This is a genomic window from Kitasatospora sp. NPDC029312, from assembly GCF_055569215.1.
On record NZ_JBVHXY010000059.1, the window covers coordinates 21962 to 40661 of the forward strand.

General features: G+C 73.7%; 18 protein-coding genes. 6 read left to right on the plus strand and 12 right to left on the minus strand.

Annotated elements, in window-relative coordinates; genetic code table 11:
* Nucleotides 1-30 precede the first annotated feature (30 nt).
* Nucleotides 31-951 (minus strand): DNA-3-methyladenine glycosylase family protein, encoded by a 921-nt coding sequence (locus tag ACZ4WV_RS32385; RefSeq protein ID WP_465752215.1) that lies wholly within the window; start codon nt 949-951, stop codon nt 31-33.
* A 129-nt stretch (nt 952-1080) separates the two neighbouring features.
* Entirely contained in the window at nt 1081-2250 is a 1170-nt protein-coding gene (locus ACZ4WV_RS32390) for a peptidoglycan recognition protein family protein (RefSeq protein ID WP_465752216.1), read from the minus strand.
* Between the two features lie 103 nt (nt 2251-2353).
* Between ACZ4WV_RS32390 and ACZ4WV_RS32395 the strand changes: the two genes are divergently transcribed.
* From ACZ4WV_RS32395 to ACZ4WV_RS32405, 3 genes are all read left to right on the plus strand, one after another.
* On the plus strand, nt 2354-3145 hold the full coding sequence (locus ACZ4WV_RS32395; protein WP_350746238.1) for a TIGR03089 family protein: 792 nt from the start codon (nt 2354-2356) through the stop codon (nt 3143-3145).
* Nucleotides 3146-3181: 36 nt separating this feature from the next.
* A complete protein-coding gene (locus ACZ4WV_RS32400) occupies nt 3182-4432 on the plus strand; it encodes an LCP family protein (protein ID WP_465752217.1) in 1251 nt (416 codons plus the stop codon).
* A gap of 206 nt (nt 4433-4638) precedes the next feature.
* The gene (locus tag ACZ4WV_RS32405; RefSeq protein ID WP_465752218.1) at nt 4639-6225 is read left to right on the plus strand and encodes an LCP family protein; all 1587 of its coding nucleotides are present in this window, start codon (nt 4639-4641) and stop codon (nt 6223-6225) included.
* A 129-nt stretch (nt 6226-6354) separates the two neighbouring features.
* On the opposite strand, the gene ACZ4WV_RS32410 is transcribed toward ACZ4WV_RS32405, so the two are convergent.
* The 4 genes from ACZ4WV_RS32410 to ssuE all read right to left on the minus strand — a co-directional run bounded on the left by ACZ4WV_RS32410 (nt 6355) and on the right by ssuE (nt 11949).
* A complete protein-coding gene (locus ACZ4WV_RS32410) occupies nt 6355-7395 on the minus strand; it encodes a glycosyltransferase family 2 protein (RefSeq protein WP_465752219.1) in 1041 nt (346 codons plus the stop codon).
* 368 nt (nt 7396-7763) lie between these two features.
* Nucleotides 7764-10334, minus strand: a complete 2571-nt coding sequence (locus tag ACZ4WV_RS32415) for an ABC transporter permease (RefSeq protein WP_465752220.1) — start codon at nt 10332-10334, stop codon at nt 7764-7766.
* An 18-nt stretch (nt 10335-10352) separates the two neighbouring features.
* Nucleotides 10353-11138, minus strand: coding sequence for an ABC transporter ATP-binding protein (locus tag ACZ4WV_RS32420; RefSeq protein ID WP_465752221.1), 786 nt, complete (start codon nt 11136-11138; stop codon nt 10353-10355).
* Nucleotides 11139-11394: 256 nt separating this feature from the next.
* Entirely contained in the window at nt 11395-11949 is a 555-nt protein-coding gene (gene ssuE / locus ACZ4WV_RS32425; RefSeq protein ID WP_465752222.1) for an NADPH-dependent FMN reductase, read from the minus strand.
* 390 nt (nt 11950-12339) lie between these two features.
* On the opposite strand from ssuE, the gene ACZ4WV_RS32430 reads away from it, so the two are divergent.
* Entirely contained in the window at nt 12340-13665 is a 1326-nt protein-coding gene (locus ACZ4WV_RS32430) for an LCP family protein (RefSeq protein ID WP_465752223.1), read from the plus strand.
* Between the two features lie 59 nt (nt 13666-13724).
* On the opposite strand, the gene ACZ4WV_RS32435 is transcribed toward ACZ4WV_RS32430, so the two are convergent.
* Together ACZ4WV_RS32435 and ACZ4WV_RS32440 are read right to left on the minus strand one after the other, a co-directional pair.
* Nucleotides 13725-14528 (minus strand): arylamine N-acetyltransferase family protein, encoded by an 804-nt coding sequence (locus ACZ4WV_RS32435; RefSeq protein WP_465752224.1) that lies wholly within the window; start codon nt 14526-14528, stop codon nt 13725-13727.
* A 173-nt stretch (nt 14529-14701) separates the two neighbouring features.
* Nucleotides 14702-15196: a peptidylprolyl isomerase gene (locus tag ACZ4WV_RS32440; protein WP_465752225.1), complete on the minus strand. Its 495-nt coding sequence runs from the start codon at nt 15194-15196 to the stop codon at nt 14702-14704.
* A 175-nt stretch (nt 15197-15371) separates the two neighbouring features.
* Between ACZ4WV_RS32440 and ACZ4WV_RS32445 the strand changes: the two genes are divergently transcribed.
* Nucleotides 15372-15749, plus strand: coding sequence for a MerR family transcriptional regulator (locus tag ACZ4WV_RS32445; protein ID WP_465752231.1), 378 nt, complete (start codon nt 15372-15374; stop codon nt 15747-15749).
* Nucleotides 15750-15796: 47 nt separating this feature from the next.
* On the opposite strand, the gene ACZ4WV_RS32450 is transcribed toward ACZ4WV_RS32445, so the two are convergent.
* Entirely contained in the window at nt 15797-16246 is a 450-nt protein-coding gene (locus ACZ4WV_RS32450; protein ID WP_465752226.1) for a MarR family winged helix-turn-helix transcriptional regulator, read from the minus strand.
* Between the two features lie 125 nt (nt 16247-16371).
* Between ACZ4WV_RS32450 and ACZ4WV_RS32455 the strand changes: the two genes are divergently transcribed.
* Nucleotides 16372-16968: an NAD(P)H-dependent oxidoreductase gene (locus ACZ4WV_RS32455; protein WP_465752227.1), complete on the plus strand. Its 597-nt coding sequence runs from the start codon at nt 16372-16374 to the stop codon at nt 16966-16968.
* A 3-nt stretch (nt 16969-16971) separates the two neighbouring features.
* Here the strand turns inward: ACZ4WV_RS32455 and ACZ4WV_RS32460 are convergent, their stop codons facing one another.
* From ACZ4WV_RS32460 to ACZ4WV_RS32470, 3 genes are all read right to left on the minus strand, one after another.
* Nucleotides 16972-17439, minus strand: a complete 468-nt coding sequence (locus tag ACZ4WV_RS32460) for a GNAT family N-acetyltransferase (RefSeq protein WP_465752228.1) — start codon at nt 17437-17439, stop codon at nt 16972-16974.
* A gap of 151 nt (nt 17440-17590) precedes the next feature.
* On the minus strand, nt 17591-18448 hold the full coding sequence (locus tag ACZ4WV_RS32465; protein ID WP_465752229.1) for an oxidoreductase: 858 nt from the start codon (nt 18446-18448) through the stop codon (nt 17591-17593).
* Nucleotides 18449-18604: 156 nt separating this feature from the next.
* On the minus strand, nt 18605-18700 hold a 96-nt coding region (locus tag ACZ4WV_RS32470), incomplete at its 5' end, for an acyl-CoA dehydrogenase family protein (RefSeq protein ID WP_157849844.1).

Below are 18700 nucleotides of genomic sequence, written 5' to 3' on the forward strand. Positions count from 1 at the left end.
CGCAGCGCGGCGCTCTTCGCTGCTCTTCGCTCAGCGGTGGCGGTGGTCGTTGGGCGTCAGCCGGGGGCCGTAGCGGGGGGCGCGGGTGCCGATGGCGAGGAGGAGGCGGCAGATGCGGTAGCGGTGGGGGCGGTAGGGCTCCAGGAGGGCGAGCATCTGGGCGTCGTCGCTGCGGGGGCGCCCGGCCAGGGCCCAGCCGACCAGGTTCGGGAGGTGGAAGTCGCCGACCGAGACCGCGTCCGGGTCGCCGTTGCTGCGCTGCAGCGTCTCGGCGGCCGTCCAGACGCCGATGCCCGGGACGGCCGTCAGCCGGACGAAGGCCTCCTCGTGGCCCATCGCCGAGGCCTCCTCCAGCCGGGGTGCCAGCCGCACCGCCCGCATCACCGTCGCCGAACGCTTCGGGTCCACGCCCGCCCGGTGCCACTCCCAGCTCGGGACCATCGCCCACTCCCGGGCCGTCGGCGTCACCCACATGCCCGGGGCGGGGCCGGGCGCCGGGGTGCCGAAGTCCCGCAGCAGGATGCGCCAGGCGCGGTAGGCCTCGTCCGTGGTGACCTTCTGCTCCAGGATCGCCGGGACGAGCGACTCCAGCACCAGTCCGGTACGGGTCAGGCGCACGCCCGCGGTCCGGCGCTGGGCGTCCCGCAGCGGGCCGGGCGGCAGCACCAGCGCCTCCGGCCGGTCCTCCGCACCGAGCAGCGCGGGCAGCCGGTCCAGCAGCCACTGGGCGCCGGGGCCCCAGGCGGTCGCCTGTACCTCGCCGACACCCGGACGCGACAGCACCCGGAGGGTGCCGACGCCGGCCGGGGTGCGGGAGGCCCGCCAGACCGCGCCGTCGCCGGTGGTGCGGTAGGAGGGGTCGGCCGGGCCCCGGCGCAGCGGCAGCAGCGTCCGGACCGCGTCGATCGGGAAGCCCGGCCGCCAGCGCCGTACCGCTTCGCCGCCCGTCACTGCCGTCGCCTCCTGTGGTGCCTGAGGCTATGAACGATAACGCGGGCCGGGCGGCGACCTTCCGGACGGCGGGCGGGGACCTTCCGGCCGGTGGGCGGGGGACGGCGGGCGCGGGCGGCCGGGCGGGCGTCAGCTCGCCTGCAGTCGCGCCGCGGCCGCCCGCAGGTCCGGGAGCCGGGCGTACAGCGCGTCGCCGGGGCACTCGGTGTTGAAGGCGTCGCGGTGGCCGGAGACGGCGTCGAAGTCGACCACCGTGCCCTTGGGGTAGCGGCTGGCGTCGGAGGCGGAGGTGAGCTTGGTGTGGCCGTCGGCGGCCTGGCCGGTGAGGCCGAGCTTCCACGCGGCGAGGGTGGCGAGCCCGTCGAGGAGGGGCTGCGGCGGGGCGTCGCCGTAGGTGCCGATGGCGGCGACCCCGGCGGAGTCGGTGTTGAAGCCCAGGGTGTGGGCGCCGTGGACGGGCTGGTCGACGCCGCCGGCGCGGCCCTCGTAGACGGTGCCGCAGCGGTCGACCAGGAAGTTGTAGCCGATGTCCCGCCAGCCGCTGGTCTTGACGTGGTACTGGTAGATCGACCTGATCACCCGGGGAGCGTCGGAGCAGGCGTAGTCGGTGGCGGTCGCGGTGTGGTGGACGAAGACCTCGCGGACCGGGCCGGTGTACTCGAAGCCGGGGGCGCGCAGCGATTCGTCGGCGCCCCAGCCGGCCCGGGTGACGATGGCCGGGCGCGGGGCGCGACGGCCGTCCGCGGGGGCGGCGGGCAGGGTCCGGGTGGCGGCCGTGGCGCCGCCGCCCGCGCCGGGGTCGACCAGGTCGAGCCGCAGGCCGGGCGGCGGACCGGCCGGGCCCGGTACGACCTCCACCGCGACGCCGTCGCTGCGGCCGGTCCACAGCGGGGCGGTGGCGCCGTGGGTGCTGCGGTCGGGGCCGTCCTCGGCGTCGGCCTCCAGGGCGTGCCAGTCGCCCCACCGGCCGGTGGCGGCGTCCCGGGTGCGGACCCGGACGGTGGCGCCGGCCATCGCCGCCGGCGGGCCGTCCCAGCCGACGCCGAGGAGTTCGAACGTCCGGGTGGCGCGCGGCGCCAGCCGGTGGCCGGTGGCCAGCGGGAGCGAGACGGTCGTGCCGCCGCCGGGGAAGTCACGGCGCTCGGCGGCCGGGGCAAGGGGCACGGCGGAGGCTGCGGGAGCGGGCTGGAGCAGCAGGGCGGCGGCGCAGCCGGCGAGCAGCAGGGCGGGGAGGGAGCGGCGCACGCCCCGAAGGGCGGGGCGCACGGTCCGACGTGAGGCCTCGTTGGAAATGCACATGAAAGGGATCGTCGCCGCAAAACGGACGTCCCGCCACGCCACCTCGCGCCCGGTCGGCCGCCCTCCCGGCCTCCCACCCGAAGGCCGTAGGCTGGGGCGCACCATGACTGCGCCATTCGCTGCCGATGCCCGCACCCCCGTCGAGCTGCTGCACGCCTACCTGCGCGGCGGCACCCCTTCGGTCGATCCCGCGGCCCCGCTGGTCACCTTCTACGACGACGCCACCGGCGAACGGGTGGAGCTGTCCGCCCGGACCTTCGACAACTGGGTCGCCAAGACCGCCAACCTCCTCCAGGACGAGCTGAACGCCGGTCCGGGCGACCGCGCCGCACTCCTGCTGCCCGCCCACTGGCAGAGCGCCGTCTGGCTGCTGGCCTGCTGGTCGGTCGGGGTGACGGCGGTGCCGGCCGGGGACCCGGCCACCGCCGACCTGGTGGTGAGCGGCCCGGACGGCCTGGAGGCCGCCCACGCCTGCGAGGGCGAGCGCGTCGCGCTCGCGCTGCGCCCGCTCGGCGGCCGCTTCCCGCAGCGCCCGGACGGCTTCCTCGACTACGCCGCCGAGGTGCCCGGCCAGGGCGACCGCTTCGCGCCGTACTCCCCCGTGCCGCCGGACGGGCCGTCGCTGGAGACCACGGTGGACGGGCTGCCGCTGAAGCTGACCGGCGAGCAGACCGTCGCGCTGGCCCGGGAGGGCGCCGCGCGCCTCGGGCTGGAACCCGGCGGGCGGGTCCTGTCCACGCTGTCCTACGACGACTGGTCGGGTCTGGAGGCCGGCCTGCTGGCGCCGCTGGCGGCCGGCGCCTCGGTGGTGCTGTGCCGCAACTCCGAGGGTCTGAGCGCCGATCAGTGGGAGAAGCGGGTCGAATCCGAACGGGTGACACTGCGCCTCGGCTGACCCCGGGCGGCGGCCCGGCGGGTAGGGATCCCCGCCATGGCCGAGGACGACACCGAGCACCCCCCGACCGACGACGCTCCCCCGACGGACGCTCCCCCGGGCGGACCGGAACGCCCGCGCAGGCGCCGGCGGTGGCTGATGATCACCGCCGGCGTCGTCGCGTTCCTGGTGGTCGCCGGCGGGGTGCTGCTGTACGTCGCCTACCGGAAGCTTGACGGCAACATCCGGACCGACTCGGCCACCGACAAGCTGCTGGCCAAGCTGGAGGCGGAGCGCCCGAGCCGTACCGCCGGCGCCAAGGACGCCCAGAACATCCTGCTGATCGGCAGCGACGACCGCTCCGGCGCCAACTCCGCCTACGGCGGCCAGGGCGGCACCCAGCGCTCGGACACCACGATCCTGCTGCACGTCGCCGCCGACCGCCGGCACGCGACGGCGGTCTCCGTCCCGCGCGACGTCATGGTCACCGTGCCCGCCTGCGAGAAGCCGGACGGCACCCGCAGCAAGCCGGGGGTGATGCAGTTCAACTGGGCCTTCGAAGTGGGCGGTCCGGCCTGCTCGATCCGCACCGTCGAGCAGCTGAGCGGCATCCGGATCGACCACTACCTGATCCTCGACTTCCATGGCTTCAAGACGATGGTGGACGCGATCGGCGGCGTCGAGGTGTGCGTCACGCAGCCGATCCACGACAAGGACGCCAAGCTGGACCTGCCGGCCGGCCGCCAGGTGCTGCACGGCGAACAGGCCCTCGGCTACGTCCGGGCCCGGGAGAGCCTGGGCGACGGCAGCGACACCCAGCGGATGGGCCGTCAGCAGCAGTTCCTGGCCTCGCTGATCCACAAGGTGCAGTCGCAGGGGGTGCTGCTGAACCCGGCGAAGCTGTGGCCGGTGCTGGATGCGGCCACCTCCTCGATCGAGGCGGACGCCGGCCTGTCGTCGCTCGGCGCGCTGTACGACCTCACCCAGGACCTGCGCGGCATCCCCGCGCAGGACGTGGCGTTCCTGACCGCGCCGCGCCGCCCGTACCACTACGACTCGGACCGGGACGAGTTCGTGCAGCCCCAGACCACCCAGCTGTTCACCGCGCTGCGGGACGACCGGCCGATCACCGTCCGGCCGCCGGGATCGACGCCCACCGCGGGGGCGAGCCCGTCCGCCGGCGTGGAACCGAGCCCGGCGGGGGCCGCCGGCCCGGGGTCGGACCGGGCCACCGCGTCACCCTCGGCGAGCGGCTCGCCCACCTTCGAGGGACGGACGGCCGACGTGGACCCCTGCGCCCAGCGCTGATCCCGGCGACGCCGCAGGTCCGCGCCACCGAGGCGGCGACGGCCGGGAAATGCCGGACCGGGCCACGACTTTGCCGAGCCCTTGCCAGCGCATGACGGAAGTCACAACCGGAACGATTCCCCCGTTCGGCTCGTCTAGTGTGTCCGGATCGGCCCGTCGGAGCGGGCGGGCCGGAGCCGTGACCGGTCCGAAGATAGGGAACCCCCGTGTACGAGGAGCAACCGGAAACCGGCCCGTACCGGGTCGACCGGGCCGCCGGGGTCCCCGGGCAGCGCCGGCCCGACGGGGACGCGGCGGCCGAGCCGGCCCCGGCCGGGGAGGGCCGCCGGGACACCCGACGGCGGGCCGCCGCCACCGCCAGGCGCAGGCGGCGGCGACGGATGGTCAAGTGGACGGCCGGCACCGGCGCGCTGGTGATGGCCGCGGGCTGCGGCGGCGCGTACTACCTGTACCAGCACTTCAACAACAACCTGACCTCGGTCAAGGTCCAGCTGGGCGACGAGGCCGAGCGGCCGCAGGCCGCCGGGGCCGCGCTGAACGTCCTGGTGATCGGCACCGACAGCCGGGCGGGCCTCGGCCGCGAGTACGGCGACGAGGGCAGCAGCGGGCACGCCGACACCACCCTGCTGTTCCACATCGCCAAGGACCGCTCCAACGCGACCGTGATCAGCATCCCGCGCGACCTGATGGTGCCGATCCCGGAGTGCCAGACCGACAAGGGGACGAAGATCCCCGGCTCGGCGCGGGACATGTTCAACACGAGCCTCGGCCAGCAGGGACGCGACGCGGGCTGCACCTGGAAGACCGTCGAGAAGATGACCGGGATCCGGGTCGACCACTTCGTGCAGGTCAACTTCGAGGCGGTGAAGACCCTTTCCACCGCCGTCGGCGGGGTGGAGGTCTGCGCGGCCAAGGACATCGACGACAAGGACTCGCACCTCAAGATGTCCAAGGGCCGGCACGTGGTCCAGGGCGAGGAGGCGCTGTCCTTCGTCCGCACCCGGCACGCCGTCGGCTTCGGCGGGGACCTCACCCGCATCCCGCTCCAGCAGCAGTTCATCAGCTCGATGATCCGCAAGATCAAGAGCGACGACACCCTGACCAGCCCGACCAAGCTCTACAAGCTCGCGGACGCGGCAACCAAGGCGCTCACCGTCGACTCCGCCATCGGCAGCGTGGAGAAGCTGAAGGACCTCGCGCAGGACCTCAGCAAGGTGGACACCAAGAACATCACCTTCACCACCGTGCCCGTCCTGGACGACCCCAAGGACGAGGACCGGTTGATCCTCAAGCAGCCCGACGCGGGGCAGGTGTTCGCGATGATCGCGGGCGACCGCTCGCTGACCGGGACGACCGCCCCGCCCACCGCCGGAACGACCACGACGGCCGCGCCCGCCCCGGCCGCGCCGACCACCACCGCCGCGGCGGTGGACGCCAAGGACGTCCCGGTGACGGTGCGCAATGCCAGCGGGACGCGCGGGCAGTCCGGTCCGACGGTGGAGAAGCTGAAGGCCAAGGGCTTCGCCAAGGCCGCGGTGGCCTCCGACGCACCGGTCACCGCCGGCACCACGGTGTCCTATCCCGCCGGCCAGGAGGCCGCGGCCTCCGCGCTGGCCGCCGCCCTCGGGCTGCCCGCCGACGCCGTCCGGCCGAACCCGAAGGCGGGGCCGAAGGACCCGCTGCTGCTGGTGCTCGGCAAGGACGTCCTCGCGACGCCCGCGCAGGCGCCGACGGAGGCCCCGAAGGACCTCCAGCGCGTGCAGGCGGACGACGTGGACGTCTGCGCCAAGTAGCGCGGCCGAGGAGGCGCCGGCAGGGGCACCACAGCGGAGAGCCCGGTGCCGGCCGCGAACCGCGGCCGGCACCGTGCGGACCGACACCCGCGCCGCCGCTCCGGGGGCGTCACCCCTTCGCGACGTCGGTCAACGCGCCTGGGAGAGCACGTCCTTGGAGGACGGGCTGACGCTCCGCATCACCCGGCGGGCCAGCGAACGGGGCGAGGTGATGAAGCCGAAGCCCCAACTGAGGTGCATGGTGGCGAGCGCCACCGGCAGCAGCGCCCTGGCCTTGAGGGACAGGCCGCGCCCCTCGACCGCCGCGCCGCCCAGGATGCCCAGCAGGTAGGCGCCGGGCACCGCGAGGAAGGCCGGGTGGACGGCGGCGCCGAGCACCAGCCCGAGGACGACCGCGAGCAGCGCGGACGGCGGGGCGAGGTAGCGCAGGTTGACCGAGCCGCGGTGGTAGCGGGTCACCACCCGGCGCCAACGGCCATAGTCCTTGTACTGCTTGGCGAGCGCCCGGACCGAGGGCCGGGGCCGGTAGGTCACCTTGAGCTGCGGGGTGAACCAGACCAGCCCGCCGTCCTGGCGGATCCGGTAGTTGAGCTCCCAGTCCTGGGCGCGGATGAACTCCTCGTTGTAGCCGCCGAGCTTCTCCAGCACCTCCCGCCGGAACACCCCGAGGTAGACGGTGTCCGCCGGGCCTGCCAGGCCGCCGGTGTGGAAGGCCGCGTTGCCGACACCGATCTTGGAGGTCATCGCGGCCGCGACCGCGTGCTCCCACTCGGTCTCGCCCTCGGCGTGCATGATGCCGCCGACGTTCGCCGCGTCCATCTCGCCGAGCAGCCGGACCGCCGTGGTGATGTAGCCGGGGGTGAGCAGGCCGTGGCCGTCCACGCGCACCACTATCGGGTGCTGCGAGCCGCGGATGGCGGCGTTCAGCCCTGCGGGGGTCCGGCCGGTGGGGTTCTCCACCGTGCGCACCCGCGGATCCTCCGCGACCAGCTCGGCCGCGATCTCGGCGGTGCGGTCGGTGGAGGGGCCGAGGGCGATCACCACTTCCATCGGCCCCGGGTACTCCTGATCCAGGATGCGCCGGACCGCCGTGCGCAGGTGTCGTTCCTCGTTGAGCACCGGCATGATCACGGAAACAGCCGGCAGCTCATCAGCAGCCTTGGTGTTCATCGGGGCCAACCGTACCGGTGCCGACGCGTCTCCGTCTTGTCCCGGTCTGGGCGGCTCCGGGTGCCCCGAAGGGCCGTACCGGCGCTGTGATCACGCACACCGTACCGCTCCGCCCGCCCGCTCCCGAATCGGAGTGGGAACGGTGCAGGTTCGGGGCAGGTTCAGGGCGATCGGTGAACGGAGCCGGACCGCGGAGCCCCTGGCCGCTCGGACCGCCGCATGGCCGCCCGGACCGCCTCCTCCTCCGTGCGGGCGCCGCAGGGGCCGGGCGCTGTGCGCGCCCGGCCCCTGACCCCCGTTCCCCCGTTTCCCCCGTGTTCCCGGTCCCCCCGCCCCGGGAGCTCGACCCGGCGTCCCCCGCCGCCGGGTCAGTCCGTCGCGATGGCCGCGAGGACGTTCATCCGCCCGGCCCGGAAGGCCGGGACCAGCGCGGCGACCAGACCGATCACCACCGAGGCGACCAGCGTCACCACGACCGTGCCGGTCGGGACGGACAGCGTCCCGAGGCCCTGGTCCCGCAGCACCCGCTGGGCGGTGACCCCCCAGGCCAGGCCCAGCCCGGCGCCGAGCACCGCGCCGAACACCGCGATCACCACGGACTCCAGCCGGATCATCCGGCGCAGCTGGCGGCGGGAGAGTCCGATCGCCCGCAGCAGGCCGATCTCGCGGGTCCGCTCGACCACCGACAGCGCCAGGGTGTTGACCACGCCGAGCACCGCGACGGTGATCGACAGGCCGACCAGTCCGTAGATCAGGTAGAGCAGGGTGTCGACCTGGGACTGCACCAGCTCCTTGTAGCCGGCCTGGTCCTTGACCGTCAGCTGCGGGTACGGCTTGAGCGCGTCCTCCAGGGCCGTCAGCGTCCTGGCGACGTCGGCGCCGGGCGCGGCCTTGGCGAAGAAGGTGCGGACGGGCGGCTGCTCGGCGGCCGGGACGGCCCCGGTGACGGTGTCCAGGCCGACGAAGGAGCCGTCCCCGAGCAGGCCGCCCTTCTGAAACACCACGCCCACCGGCAGCGTCTGGGTGCGGCCCCTGCCGTAGTCGACGGTGAGCCGGTCGCCGACCTTCAGGCCGTGGTCCTCGGCGAAGGCCTCGCCGATCCCGAGCGAGCCGCGCCCGACCGAGTCCACCGCTCCGGAGCTGACCACCGGGTGGAAGTCGGCGCCGAAGAAGCTGCCCGGCACCGCGGTCAGGTCCGTCCTGGTGCTCTGGCCGCCCGGCAGCCGGACCTTCACGTGCCCGAAGTCCTCCTGGGTGGTGACGTGGTCGATGCCCGGAGTCCGCCGCACCGCGTCCGTCATGTCCGCGGTGACCCCGGTCGGGCCGCCCGCGATGATGTAGTCCACGCCGACCGACTTGTCGATCTGAGCGCCGACCGAGGTGACGGCCGAGGAGCTGAAGACCGAGGCGCCGATCACCAGGGCCAGGCCGATCATCAGCGCGGCGGCGGTGGCGCCGGTGCGGCGCGGGTTGCGCATCGCGTTGCGCTGGGCGAGCGTGCCGGAGGGCCCGAACAGGGCGGGGAGCAGGGCCCCGAGCACCTTGATGATCACGGTGGCCAGCAGCGGGCCGAGCACCACGAAGCCGATCAGGGTGAGGACCAGGCCCGGGCCCAGGTACTGGCCGCCGGTGGACGCCTCCCGCGCCGTGCCCGCGAGGACCAGCAGGGCGGCGCCTCCGCCGGTCAGCAGCAGGCCGATGACCGACCGGACGGTGTTGGACCGGGCCTCGGCCGGGGTGCCGTGGTCGCGCAGGGCGGCCATCGGCGCGATCCGGCCGGCCCGGCGGGCCGGGATCCAGGCCGCGATGACGGTGATCAGGACGCCCACCGCGTAGCCCGCGACGAACACGTCCGGTCCGATCTCCAGGTCGCCCGCGTCGAGGTCCATGCCGATCGCGTTCATCAGCTTGATCAGCCCGACCGCGACGCCGAGGCCGGCCGCCACCCCGAGGGTGGAGCCGAGCACGCCCAGGATCAGCGCCTCGACCAGCACCGAGCCGTTCACCTGCCGCCGGCTGCCGCCGATGGCGCGCAGCAGGCCGATCTCGCGGGTGCGCTGGGCGACCAGCATCGAGAAGGTGTTGATGATCAGGAAGCCGCCGACGACCAGCGAGATGCCGGCGAAGCCGAGCATCGCGTACTTCATGAAGCTCAGGCCGTTGCCGATCGCCTTGGTGTTCTCGTCCTTCTGCTCGGCCGCGGTCTTGACCTGGTAGCCGCTGCCGACGGCGGCCAGGGCGTCGGCCTTGAGCCGGTCGTCGCCGCGACTGCCGTCGCCGAAGGCCTCGACGGAGGTGTACGCCTGCTCGCCGAGCAGCACCTGCTGGGCGGTCGGGGTGTCCAGGAAGGCCAGCGCCGCGCCCGGGTTGGTGGTGGTGAAGGTGGCGATGCCGACGATCGTGTACGGGTGCTGCCCGGCGGCGTTGTCGACCCGGATGCGGTCGCCGAGGCCGAGGCCGGCCTTCTTGGCGGTGTCCGCGTCCAGGACCAGTTCGCCGGAGTTCTGCGGGACGTGCCCGGAGGTGATCCGGACCGGGTTGCGCGGGGTGTCGGTCCAGTTCCCGACCAGGGTGGGCGCGCCGGTGGTCGGGCCGACCAGCTTGCTGGTGGCCGGGTTGACCAGGATCGCGTTGCCGACCATGACCTGGCCGACGGCCGTCTTCACGCCGGGAACCGCGGCGACCTGCCCGGCGAGCGAGACCGGGACGGTCAGGGGCTTGTCGGTGGGCTGCCGGTCCTCGTCGTCGGCCGGCTTGGGCGGCTGGACCGAGATGTCCGAGGCGGTCGCGGCGAACAGCTTGGAGAAGGTACTGGTGGCGGTGTCGGAGAACACCAGAGTGCCGGACACGAAGGCGACCGACAGCACGACGGCTACGAGCGAGAGCGCCATCCGGCCCTTGTGGGCGAAGAAGCTCCGCAGTGAGGTCTTGAGCAGCATGGTGAGTCGTCCCGCCGCTCAGCTGGTGCGCTTGCCGTCGAAACGGCGCATGCGTTCGAGGACGGAGTCGGCGGTGGGCGCGTGCATCTCGTCGACGATCACGCCGTCGGCGAGGAAGAGCACGCGGTCCGCGTAGCCGGCGGCGACCGGGTCGTGGGTGACCATGACCATGGTCTGGCCCAGTTCGTCCACCGAGCGGCGCAGGAAGGTCAGCACCTCGGCACCGGCCCGGGAGTCCAGGTTCCCGGTGGGCTCGTCGCCGAAGATGATCTCGGGGCGGGCGGCCAGCGCCCGGGCCACCGCGACGCGCTGCTGCTGGCCGCCGGAGAGCTGGGTGGGGCGGTGCTTGAGCCGGCCGGCCAGGCCCACCGTCTCCACCACCTGGTCCAGCCAGGCCGGGTCTGGTCTGCGGCCGGCGATGTCCATCGGCAGCGTGATGTTCTCCAGCGCGCTCAGGGTCGGCAGCAGGTTGAACGCCTGGAAGATGAAACCGATCTTGTCGCGGCGCAGCCTGGTCAGCTGCTTGTCCTTGAGCCCGGTGATCTCCGTGTCCCCGATCCGGATCCGACCGCTGCTGACCGTGTCCAGACCGGCCAGGCAGTGCATCAGGGTCGACTTGCCGGAGCCGGACGGGCCCATGATCGCGGTGAACCGACCCCGCTGGATGTCGACGTCGACCGCGTCCAGGGCGGTCACCTTGGTCTCCCCCGAGCCGTACGCCTTGGTGACCTGACGGGCCGACGCGGCGACGGCGGACGCTCCGCCGGGGAGCTGGGGGTCGTACACGGCTGCTGCCGTCGTCACTGGATTCTCCTCAGAAGTGGGCCCACCCGACGCCCCCACCCTCCCGGCGGAAACGGGCCGCGGACCCGATGGAACCGGGCCGCGTTCGGGCGGGTGGGGACGTGGGATCCACGGTAGGAGCCGGCTGCGGTCCCGCTCGTCCTCCGTCGGAATGAAGCGGTGCAACCAAGGTTCTACGGGCTGCGGCGCCCCACCCCCTAAGGGGCGCCGCGAACCGTCTCGGGGTCAGCCCGTACGGGGCCGCGCCGACCGCTGATCAGCCGGTCAGCGCGGGTGCGGCGAGCCGCTCCAGGGCGTCGGCGAAGCCCGCCACGACGGGGGCCAGCAGGGCGTCCGTCCCGCGCTCGACCAGGGTCGTGCCGTCTTCCCCGGCGGTGATGTGGCGGTCGAGCACGAACCAGCCCTGGGTGATGTGGCCGGCGCCCATCGAGCTGAGCACCGGGCGCAGCGCGTAGTCCACCGCGAGGACGTGCGCGGGCGAGCCGCCGGTGGCCAGCGGCAGGACGGCCTTGCCGGTCAGCGCGTGCTGCGGGAGCACGTCCAGCAGGGCCTTCAGCAGGCCCGAGTAGGCGGCCTTGTAGACGGGGGTGCCGATCACCACGCCGTCGGCGCGGGCGACCAGGTCGGTGACGGCGGCGATCGCGGGGTGGTCGAAGTCACCGGACAACAGGGCGTGCGCGGGCAGGCTGCGGGCCTCGAAGGGGACGACGTGGTGGCCGCGGTCGGTGAGGTGGGCGTCGACATGGCGCAGCAGGCGGGTGGTGCGGGAGGTGGCGGACGGGGAGCCGGAAACGGACAGGACGGTGGCCATGGTTCACCTCTGGCTGGAAGCGGGGCGGCGGCTCTGCGGAGCGGCGCCGCGACGGCAGGGCGCCGCGGTTCGGTGCTCGGGATGAGTCGGTGCTCGGAGACGGCGTCCCGGCGGACGCGGGGAGCGGGCGGCGTCAGCCGCGACAGAGCGAGCAGGCCACCCCACGCCGCAGGTCGACGTGCCGCCGACGCGTGAGTGCCCAACGCTGGTCCATGCCTGAGATGCAAACACGCTGTGTTCGAGGCGGTCAAGAATCGTTTCGGCTGCCGGAACGCCGGTGACGGGACGTTTCAGCGGAACGATCCGGTACGTGCATCAAAACTGCTACAAGAGGCCTGGTGAAGCCCCCGGGGGGAGTCAGCACGACCGGCGTCGGGCATCCTCGACGGCATGAACACGTGGCAGGAGGGCCGCCCGGGCGGCGGTGGGAACCCGTACGGCGGCAACGGCGGAGGCGGGGCGGCGGCCGAGCCGCCGCTGCCGGCCTCGCTGAACCCGCGCGGGCCGGGCGCGCCCGCGCCACGGCAGCCGTCGACGATGCCGCCGTCGTCGCCGTACGTCGGTGTCCCGCCGCAGGGCGCCCCGGCCGGTCCCGGTCGGCCCGGCGGCCCTGGCGGTCCGGGCGGTCCTGATCGGCCCGGCGGTCCGGACGGCCCCGGCGGCCCCGGTGGCCCCGGTGGCCCCGGTGGCCCGGCCGGAGCGTGGCTGGCCGACCCGGAAGCCAGGCGCTGGCCGCCGCGCCGGATCGTCAAGTGGTCGGTCTTCGGGCTGCTGATCGCCGTCATGGTGACCGCCGTCTCCACCTACTTCTGGGCGGACTCCAAGCTCAACCACGAGAACGTGCTCGCCGACTACCCCGGCCGCCCGGCGGCCGGCAAGGGCACCAACTGGCTGATCGTCGGCTCGGACAGCCGCCAGGGCCTCACCGACGCCGAGCAGGACGACCTGCACACCGGGCACGACACCGAGGGCAAGCGCAGCGACTCGATGATGGTCCTGCACATCGGGGACAACGGGAACACCCTGATGAGCATCCCGCGCGACTCCTGGGTGCCGATCCCCGAGCACGCGGGCAGCAACGGCAAGCCCGTCAAGGCCACCACCGCGAAGATCAACTCGGCCTTCGGCAACGGCGGCGGCCGCCTGCTCGTGCAGACCGTCGAGCAGAACACCGGCATCCGCATCGACCACTACGCCGAGATCGGCTTCGCCGGCTTCGTCGGCATCGTCGACTCCATCGGCGGCGTCGAGATGCACATCGACCAGGACATCAAGGACAAGGACTCCGGCCTCGACCTCAAGGCCGGCGACCAGACCCTCAACGGCAAGCAGGCCCTGGCCTTCGTCCGCCAGCGCCACCAGATGGCCGACCAGGACCTCGGCCGGATGCGCAACCAGCAGAAGTTCCTCGGCGCCCTGGCCCACCAGGCCGCCTCCCCGGGCACCCTGCTCAACCCGTTCATCTTCTACCCGCTGGTCGACTCGGCGCTCGGCACGCTGATCGTCGACGACGACTGCGGGCTGACCGACCTGGGCTCGCTCTTCCTCGCCATGAAGGACGTCAACGGCGGCGGCGGCAAGACCATCACCATCCCCATCGGCAACGCGGACTACCACACCAAGACCGGGGAGTCCGCAGTGCTCTGGGACACCACCAAGTCCAAGCAGGTCTTCGACGCCTTCAAGAACGACACCGCGATGCCGGACTTCAAGTGACCGGCGGCCTCGGCTGACCGACGGCCTCGGCTGACCGGCGGCCGGCCTGCCCGGGTGGTTCAGGCCGCCGGCCGGGCCGGCAGCCGGTCGAGCACGATGCCGAAGTGCTCGCGGTACGCGGCCAGCGCCCCGGCGTCCGTGAGCTGCTCCTCGGTACGGGTGCCGTCGGGGGCGGTCCGGATCAGTCGCGTACCGCTGAGGGTGGTCCGGCCGCCGTCCGGGGCGAGCAGCGAGCAGGTGGTCGACCGGGTGAAGTGGGACTGCGGCGAGGTGGTCTGCCACCAGCAGGTCGGCCCGAAGTCGGCGAGCGGGTACGGGCGCGGGTCGAGGCGGTACTGCGGCACGCCGTCGAGCCGTACGTCCAGCTCGCCGTGGTCGCCGTACGGACTGATCGTGACGGTGCCGTGCGGGTCGGGCTGGACACCGCGCTCGTCGAGGCGCAGCGGGCGCAGGGCGAAGCGGCCGAAACCCACGTCGGCCAGCCACGGTTCGTCCAGGTCCACCCGCAGCGCCAGGTGGTCGAACGGCGGTCCGGGCCGCTCACCGTCGAAGACCCGGGCGGCCAGCAGGCTCACCCGGTAGCCCAGCGAGCGCAGCAACTCGGCGAAGGCGCCGTTGAGTTCGTAGCAGAAGCCGCCGCGCCGCCGGTCGACCAGCTTGGCCGCCAGGGCGGCCGGCTCCAGCACCACCGGTTCGCCGAGGTGGATGCTCAGGTTCTCGAACGGGACCGTCCGCAGGTGGGCCGCCTGCAGCCGCGCCAGGCCCGCCACCGAAGGCGGCCCGGGCTCCGTCAGCCCGATCCGCTCCAGGTACGCCGCCCGTACCGCCGGTGCCAGTCCCTCGTACGCCTGCTCGTCGTCCACCCGCCCATTCCACCCGGGCGGCGGGGATTCGGCCATCGGTCCTTCGGCCTAGGCATCGGGACGGTGTCGAGACCGCCGGAGGCGCCGGGAACACCACCGCCCCCGAGCGGGAGGTCGGCGAGGCCGACTTCCCGCTTCGGAGGTGGTTCGTCACCGGTCCCGGAGGGCGGTGATTACTCGACCACGCCCGACTTGGCGATGGTGATCTTGGCCGAGGTGCGGCCGCTCTGCGAACCGAGGCCCTCGATCTTCTTCACGAGGTCCATGCCCTCGACGACCTCACCGAAGACGACGTGCTTGCCGTCCAGCCAGTCGGTGACGATGGTGGTGATGAAGAACTGCGAACCGTTGGTGTTGCGACCGGCGTTGGCCATCGAGAGCAGGCCCGGGCGGTCGTGCTTCAGCTGGAAGTTCTCGTCCGCGAACTTCTCGCCGTAGATGCTCTTGCCACCGGTGCCGTTGTGGTTGGTGAAGTCACCGCCCTGCAGCATGAAGGCGGGGATCACGCGGTGGAAGCCGGAGCCCTCGTAGCCGAAGCCGTTCTGGCCGGTGGCCAGCTCGCGGAAGTTGCGGGCGGTCTTCGGGACGACGTCGTCGTACAGCTTGAAGACGATACGGCCGGCCGGCTCGTCGTTGATGGTGATGTCGAAGAAAACGTTGGAACCCATGCAGGGATCATGGCACGAGCGGCAGGACGCCGCGCGCCGCCCCCTCGGAGCCCGGGGGCACCAGGGCGTGCTATCCGGGAATCGAGCACCTTCGGCGAGCGTCTCGGCGAGCGTTTCCACGAGCGCTCGCGGCGGGCGCTCGCGTCGCGATCACGGGGAGGACGGGGTGGGCGACATGCGGATCGGCGAACTGGCCCGGCGCACGGGCGTGAGCGAGCGCTCGCTGCGGTACTACGAGCAGCAGGGCCTGCTGGTCGCGCACCGTACTCCGGGCGGGCACCGGGAGTACCCGGAGACGGCCGTGGACCGGGTGGTCCACATCCAGGAGCTGTTCGCCGCCGGGCTGAGCAGCCGCACCGTCCAGAAGGTCCTGCCCTGCATGCGGGACGCCGACGGCGGGCCGAACGAGGTCGCCACGCCGCGGCTGGTCGAGGAGCTCACCGCGCGGCGCGAGCGGATCGACCGGATGATCGCCGACCTGCTGCGCTCGCGGGAGGTGCTGGACGAGGTGAGCGCCGGCGCCTCGGGCCGGTCGGCGGCGGAGGCCGCGTAGCGCGGTCGCGCAGGCGGTCGCGCGGACGAGCGGGCAGGGCGCGTCGGTCAGGCCTTCAGCTTGCGCCAGACCGTCTCCAGGGCCTCGATGTCCGCCTGGTCCAGCCGCTCGGTGAAGACCGGCGCGAGGACGGCCCGCCGGGTGGCGTCGGCCTCGGCGAAGAGGGCGCGGCCCCGCTCGGTCAGCTCGATCCGCACCGAGCGCGCGTCCGAGGCGGAGGGCGCGCGGGAGACCAGTCCACGCCCGGCCAGGGCGTCCACCACCCGGGAGACCTGGCTGCGGCTGAGCATCGTCTTGGCGCCGAGGTCGGAGGCGGCCACCGGCTCCGGCTGGCCGTTCAGCCAGAGCATCACCTCGAACCAAGAGAGCGGCAGCCCGTGCACCCGGGCGAGTTCCCGGTCGACCCGGGCGGCGAGGGTGGTCCCGGCCCAGACCAGGCCGTAGAAGGCGTGGTCCTGCTCCGACAGCGGGCCCAGGGTGAGATCGGCGCGGTCCATGGCGTTCATCGTACCGAGATTGCGTGCGTGTGCACACAGTGTCCGGGCGCACGGCCGCCCGGCCGCCCGACAGCCCCGGGGGTACCAGTAGCATCGGCCTCCAACCACCTTGAGGGGGCGGGGACATGGGACGAATCGGGGTCTACCTGGCACATCCGCGGCCGGGCAGTTTCAATCACGCGCTCTACCAGGCCGTGGTCGACGAGCTGCGCGGGCGAGGCTGCGAGGTCCGGGCACACGACCTGTACGCCGACGGGTTCGCGCCGCTGCTCACCGCCGAGGAGACCGGCACGGTGACCGACGCCCGGGCCGCCGCCGACCCCGGACTCGCCCTGCACCGCGCCGAGGTGGCCACCCTGGACGCGCTGGTGCTGATCCACCCGAACTGGTGGGGCATGCCGCCCGCCGTGTTGACCGGCTGGGTGCAGCGGGTACTGGCCCCCGGCGTCGCGTACAAGCTCGGCACCGCCGACGGCGAGCCCACCGGACTGCTGCGGGCCGGCCGGGCCCTGGTGCTGAACACCTCGGACACCCCCGAGGCCCGGGAGCGCGAGGAGTTCGGCGACCCGCTGGAGCGGATCTGGGCGGCCTGCGTGCTGCCGTACGTCGGCGTCACCGACGTCCGGCGGACGGTGTTCCGCACCGTCACCGACGCCCCCGCCGCCCAGCGGGCCGCATGGCTGCGGCAGGCGCGCGAGCAGGCGGCCGCACTGCTCGACTGAGACCTACAGCGCCAGCTCCGCGACGGCCTGTCCGCCGCTCAGCTCGCCGGTCGGACGGAAACCCAGCCGGGCGTAGAACCCGGCCGGGCCGTCCGGGCCGGGCACGTAGGTGACGGCCGCGCGGGCGCCGCCACGACGGCGGATCTCGGCACAGACCTGCTCGACGGCGAACCGGCCGTACCCGCCGCCCTGCCGCTCCGCGTCGATCAGCAGGCGCCACAGGCCGGAGCGGGGACGGTCCTCGGGCCGCTCGGGGTAGAAGGTCACGTCGAAGAAGGCCATCACGAAGCCGACCGGCCGCCCGCCGTCGAGGATCAGCCGGGGCCAGGCCGCCTCCCCGTGCACGTACGCCACGGCCAGCGACTCGGCCACCGAGGCGACCAGCCCCTCCTGCTCGGGGCGCACCCGCAGGGCGAGCGCGGCGTCGAGGTTGTCGGGGGTGAGCGGGGCCAGGCTGAGCGCGGAGGGCATGGCGGGCAGCCTAGGAAACCGGGCCGCCCGCCGTCGCCCGATTTACCGGTGGCCGCGCTCAGCCGCCGGCCGATTTACCGGTGGGCCGCGCTCAGGCTTCGGCTGTTCAGACGCCGGCCGTTCAGGCACCGGCCGTTCAGGCGCCGGCCGTTCAGGCGCCGGACGGGTAGTCGGTGCCGCGGCCGACCTCCGCCCAGGCCTCGGCCTCGGCGCGCGCGGCGTCCAGGTGGCCGAGGACCGCCGTCACGGCGTCGGTGCCGAGGGCGAGCCGCAGCGGGGTCCGCTCGGCGTTCAGGGCGGCCAGGATCGCCTCGGCGGCCCTTGCCGGGTCGCCCGGCTGCTTGCCGTCGGAGTCCGGCAGGCCGGTGCGGACCGGGCCGACGACCGGCTCGTACGCGGCGATCGGGGTGGTGCGGGCGAGCGCGCCGCCGCCCGCGAAGCCGGTCCGGAACGCGCCCGGCTCGACGATCAGCACCTTGATCCCGAAGCCCGCCACCTCCTGGGCCAGCGCCTCGGACAGCCCCTCCAGCGCGAACTTGGTGGCCGAGTAGCCCCCCACACCGGGGAAGGTGAACCGGCCGCCCATGCTGCTCATCTGCACCACGGCGCCCGATCCCTGGGCCCGCATGTGCGGCAGCACCGCCCGGGTGAGCGCGGCCGGGCCGAAGAAGTGCAGGTCCATGAGGTCTCGCAGCTCGCGGTCGGTGTGCTCCTCGACGGCGCCGACCAGACCGCGCCCGGCGTTGTTCACCAGGACGTCGATCCGGCCGAACCGGGACAGCGTCTCCTCGACGGCGGCGGAGATCTGCTCGTGCTCGGTGACGTCCAGCCGGACCGGCAGGACCCGGCCGGGGTGGGCGTCCGCCAGCCCGGTCAGTGCCTCGGGCCGGCGGGCGGCGGCGACCACGGTGTCTCCGGCGGCCACGGCGGCCTCCGCGATGGCCTGGCCGAAGCCCGAGTTGGCACCGGTGATCAGCCAGATCCTGCCGGGGGTCTCGCGGGCGGTCATCTGTGTTCCTCCGCACTCGGTTTCCACGTAGGGGAGTTGACGATCATTTATACGACACGACGGTGGCCGGCCGTCCCGGCCGCCGCCCGGCACGCGGAAGCCCCCGGCCGATCGGGATCGGCCGGGGGCGTGGCGGGTTCGGAACCGGTGGCGCCGTTAGGGGAGGTTGCGGGCCATCACGATGCGCTGGACCTGGTTGGTGCCCTCGTAGATCTGGGTGATCTTCGCGTCCCGCATCATCCGCTCCACCGG

Coding starts and splice junctions, on each gene's coding strand:
- ACZ4WV_RS32390 (WP_465752216.1), bottom strand. CDS start 2,250: ATGTGCATTTCCAACGAGGCCTCACGTCGGACCGTGCGCCCCGCCCTT.
- ACZ4WV_RS32395 (WP_350746238.1), top strand. CDS start 2,354: ATGACTGCGCCATTCGCTGCCGATGCCCGCACCCCCGTCGAGCTGCTG.
- ACZ4WV_RS32400 (WP_465752217.1), top strand. CDS start 3,182: ATGGCCGAGGACGACACCGAGCACCCCCCGACCGACGACGCTCCCCCG.
- ACZ4WV_RS32410 (WP_465752219.1), bottom strand. CDS start 7,395: ATGAACACCAAGGCTGCTGATGAGCTGCCGGCTGTTTCCGTGATCATG.
- ACZ4WV_RS32415 (WP_465752220.1), bottom strand. CDS start 10,334: ATGCTGCTCAAGACCTCACTGCGGAGCTTCTTCGCCCACAAGGGCCGG.
- ssuE (WP_465752222.1), bottom strand. CDS start 11,949: ATGGCCACCGTCCTGTCCGTTTCCGGCTCCCCGTCCGCCACCTCCCGC.
- ACZ4WV_RS32430 (WP_465752223.1), top strand. CDS start 12,340: ATGAACACGTGGCAGGAGGGCCGCCCGGGCGGCGGTGGGAACCCGTAC.
- ACZ4WV_RS32440 (WP_465752225.1), bottom strand. CDS start 15,196: ATGGGTTCCAACGTTTTCTTCGACATCACCATCAACGACGAGCCGGCC.
- ACZ4WV_RS32445 (WP_465752231.1), top strand. CDS start 15,372: ATGCGGATCGGCGAACTGGCCCGGCGCACGGGCGTGAGCGAGCGCTCG.
- ACZ4WV_RS32450 (WP_465752226.1), bottom strand. CDS start 16,246: ATGGACCGCGCCGATCTCACCCTGGGCCCGCTGTCGGAGCAGGACCAC.
- ACZ4WV_RS32455 (WP_465752227.1), top strand. CDS start 16,372: ATGGGACGAATCGGGGTCTACCTGGCACATCCGCGGCCGGGCAGTTTC.
- ACZ4WV_RS32460 (WP_465752228.1), bottom strand. CDS start 17,439: ATGCCCTCCGCGCTCAGCCTGGCCCCGCTCACCCCCGACAACCTCGAC.
- ACZ4WV_RS32465 (WP_465752229.1), bottom strand. CDS start 18,448: ATGACCGCCCGCGAGACCCCCGGCAGGATCTGGCTGATCACCGGTGCC.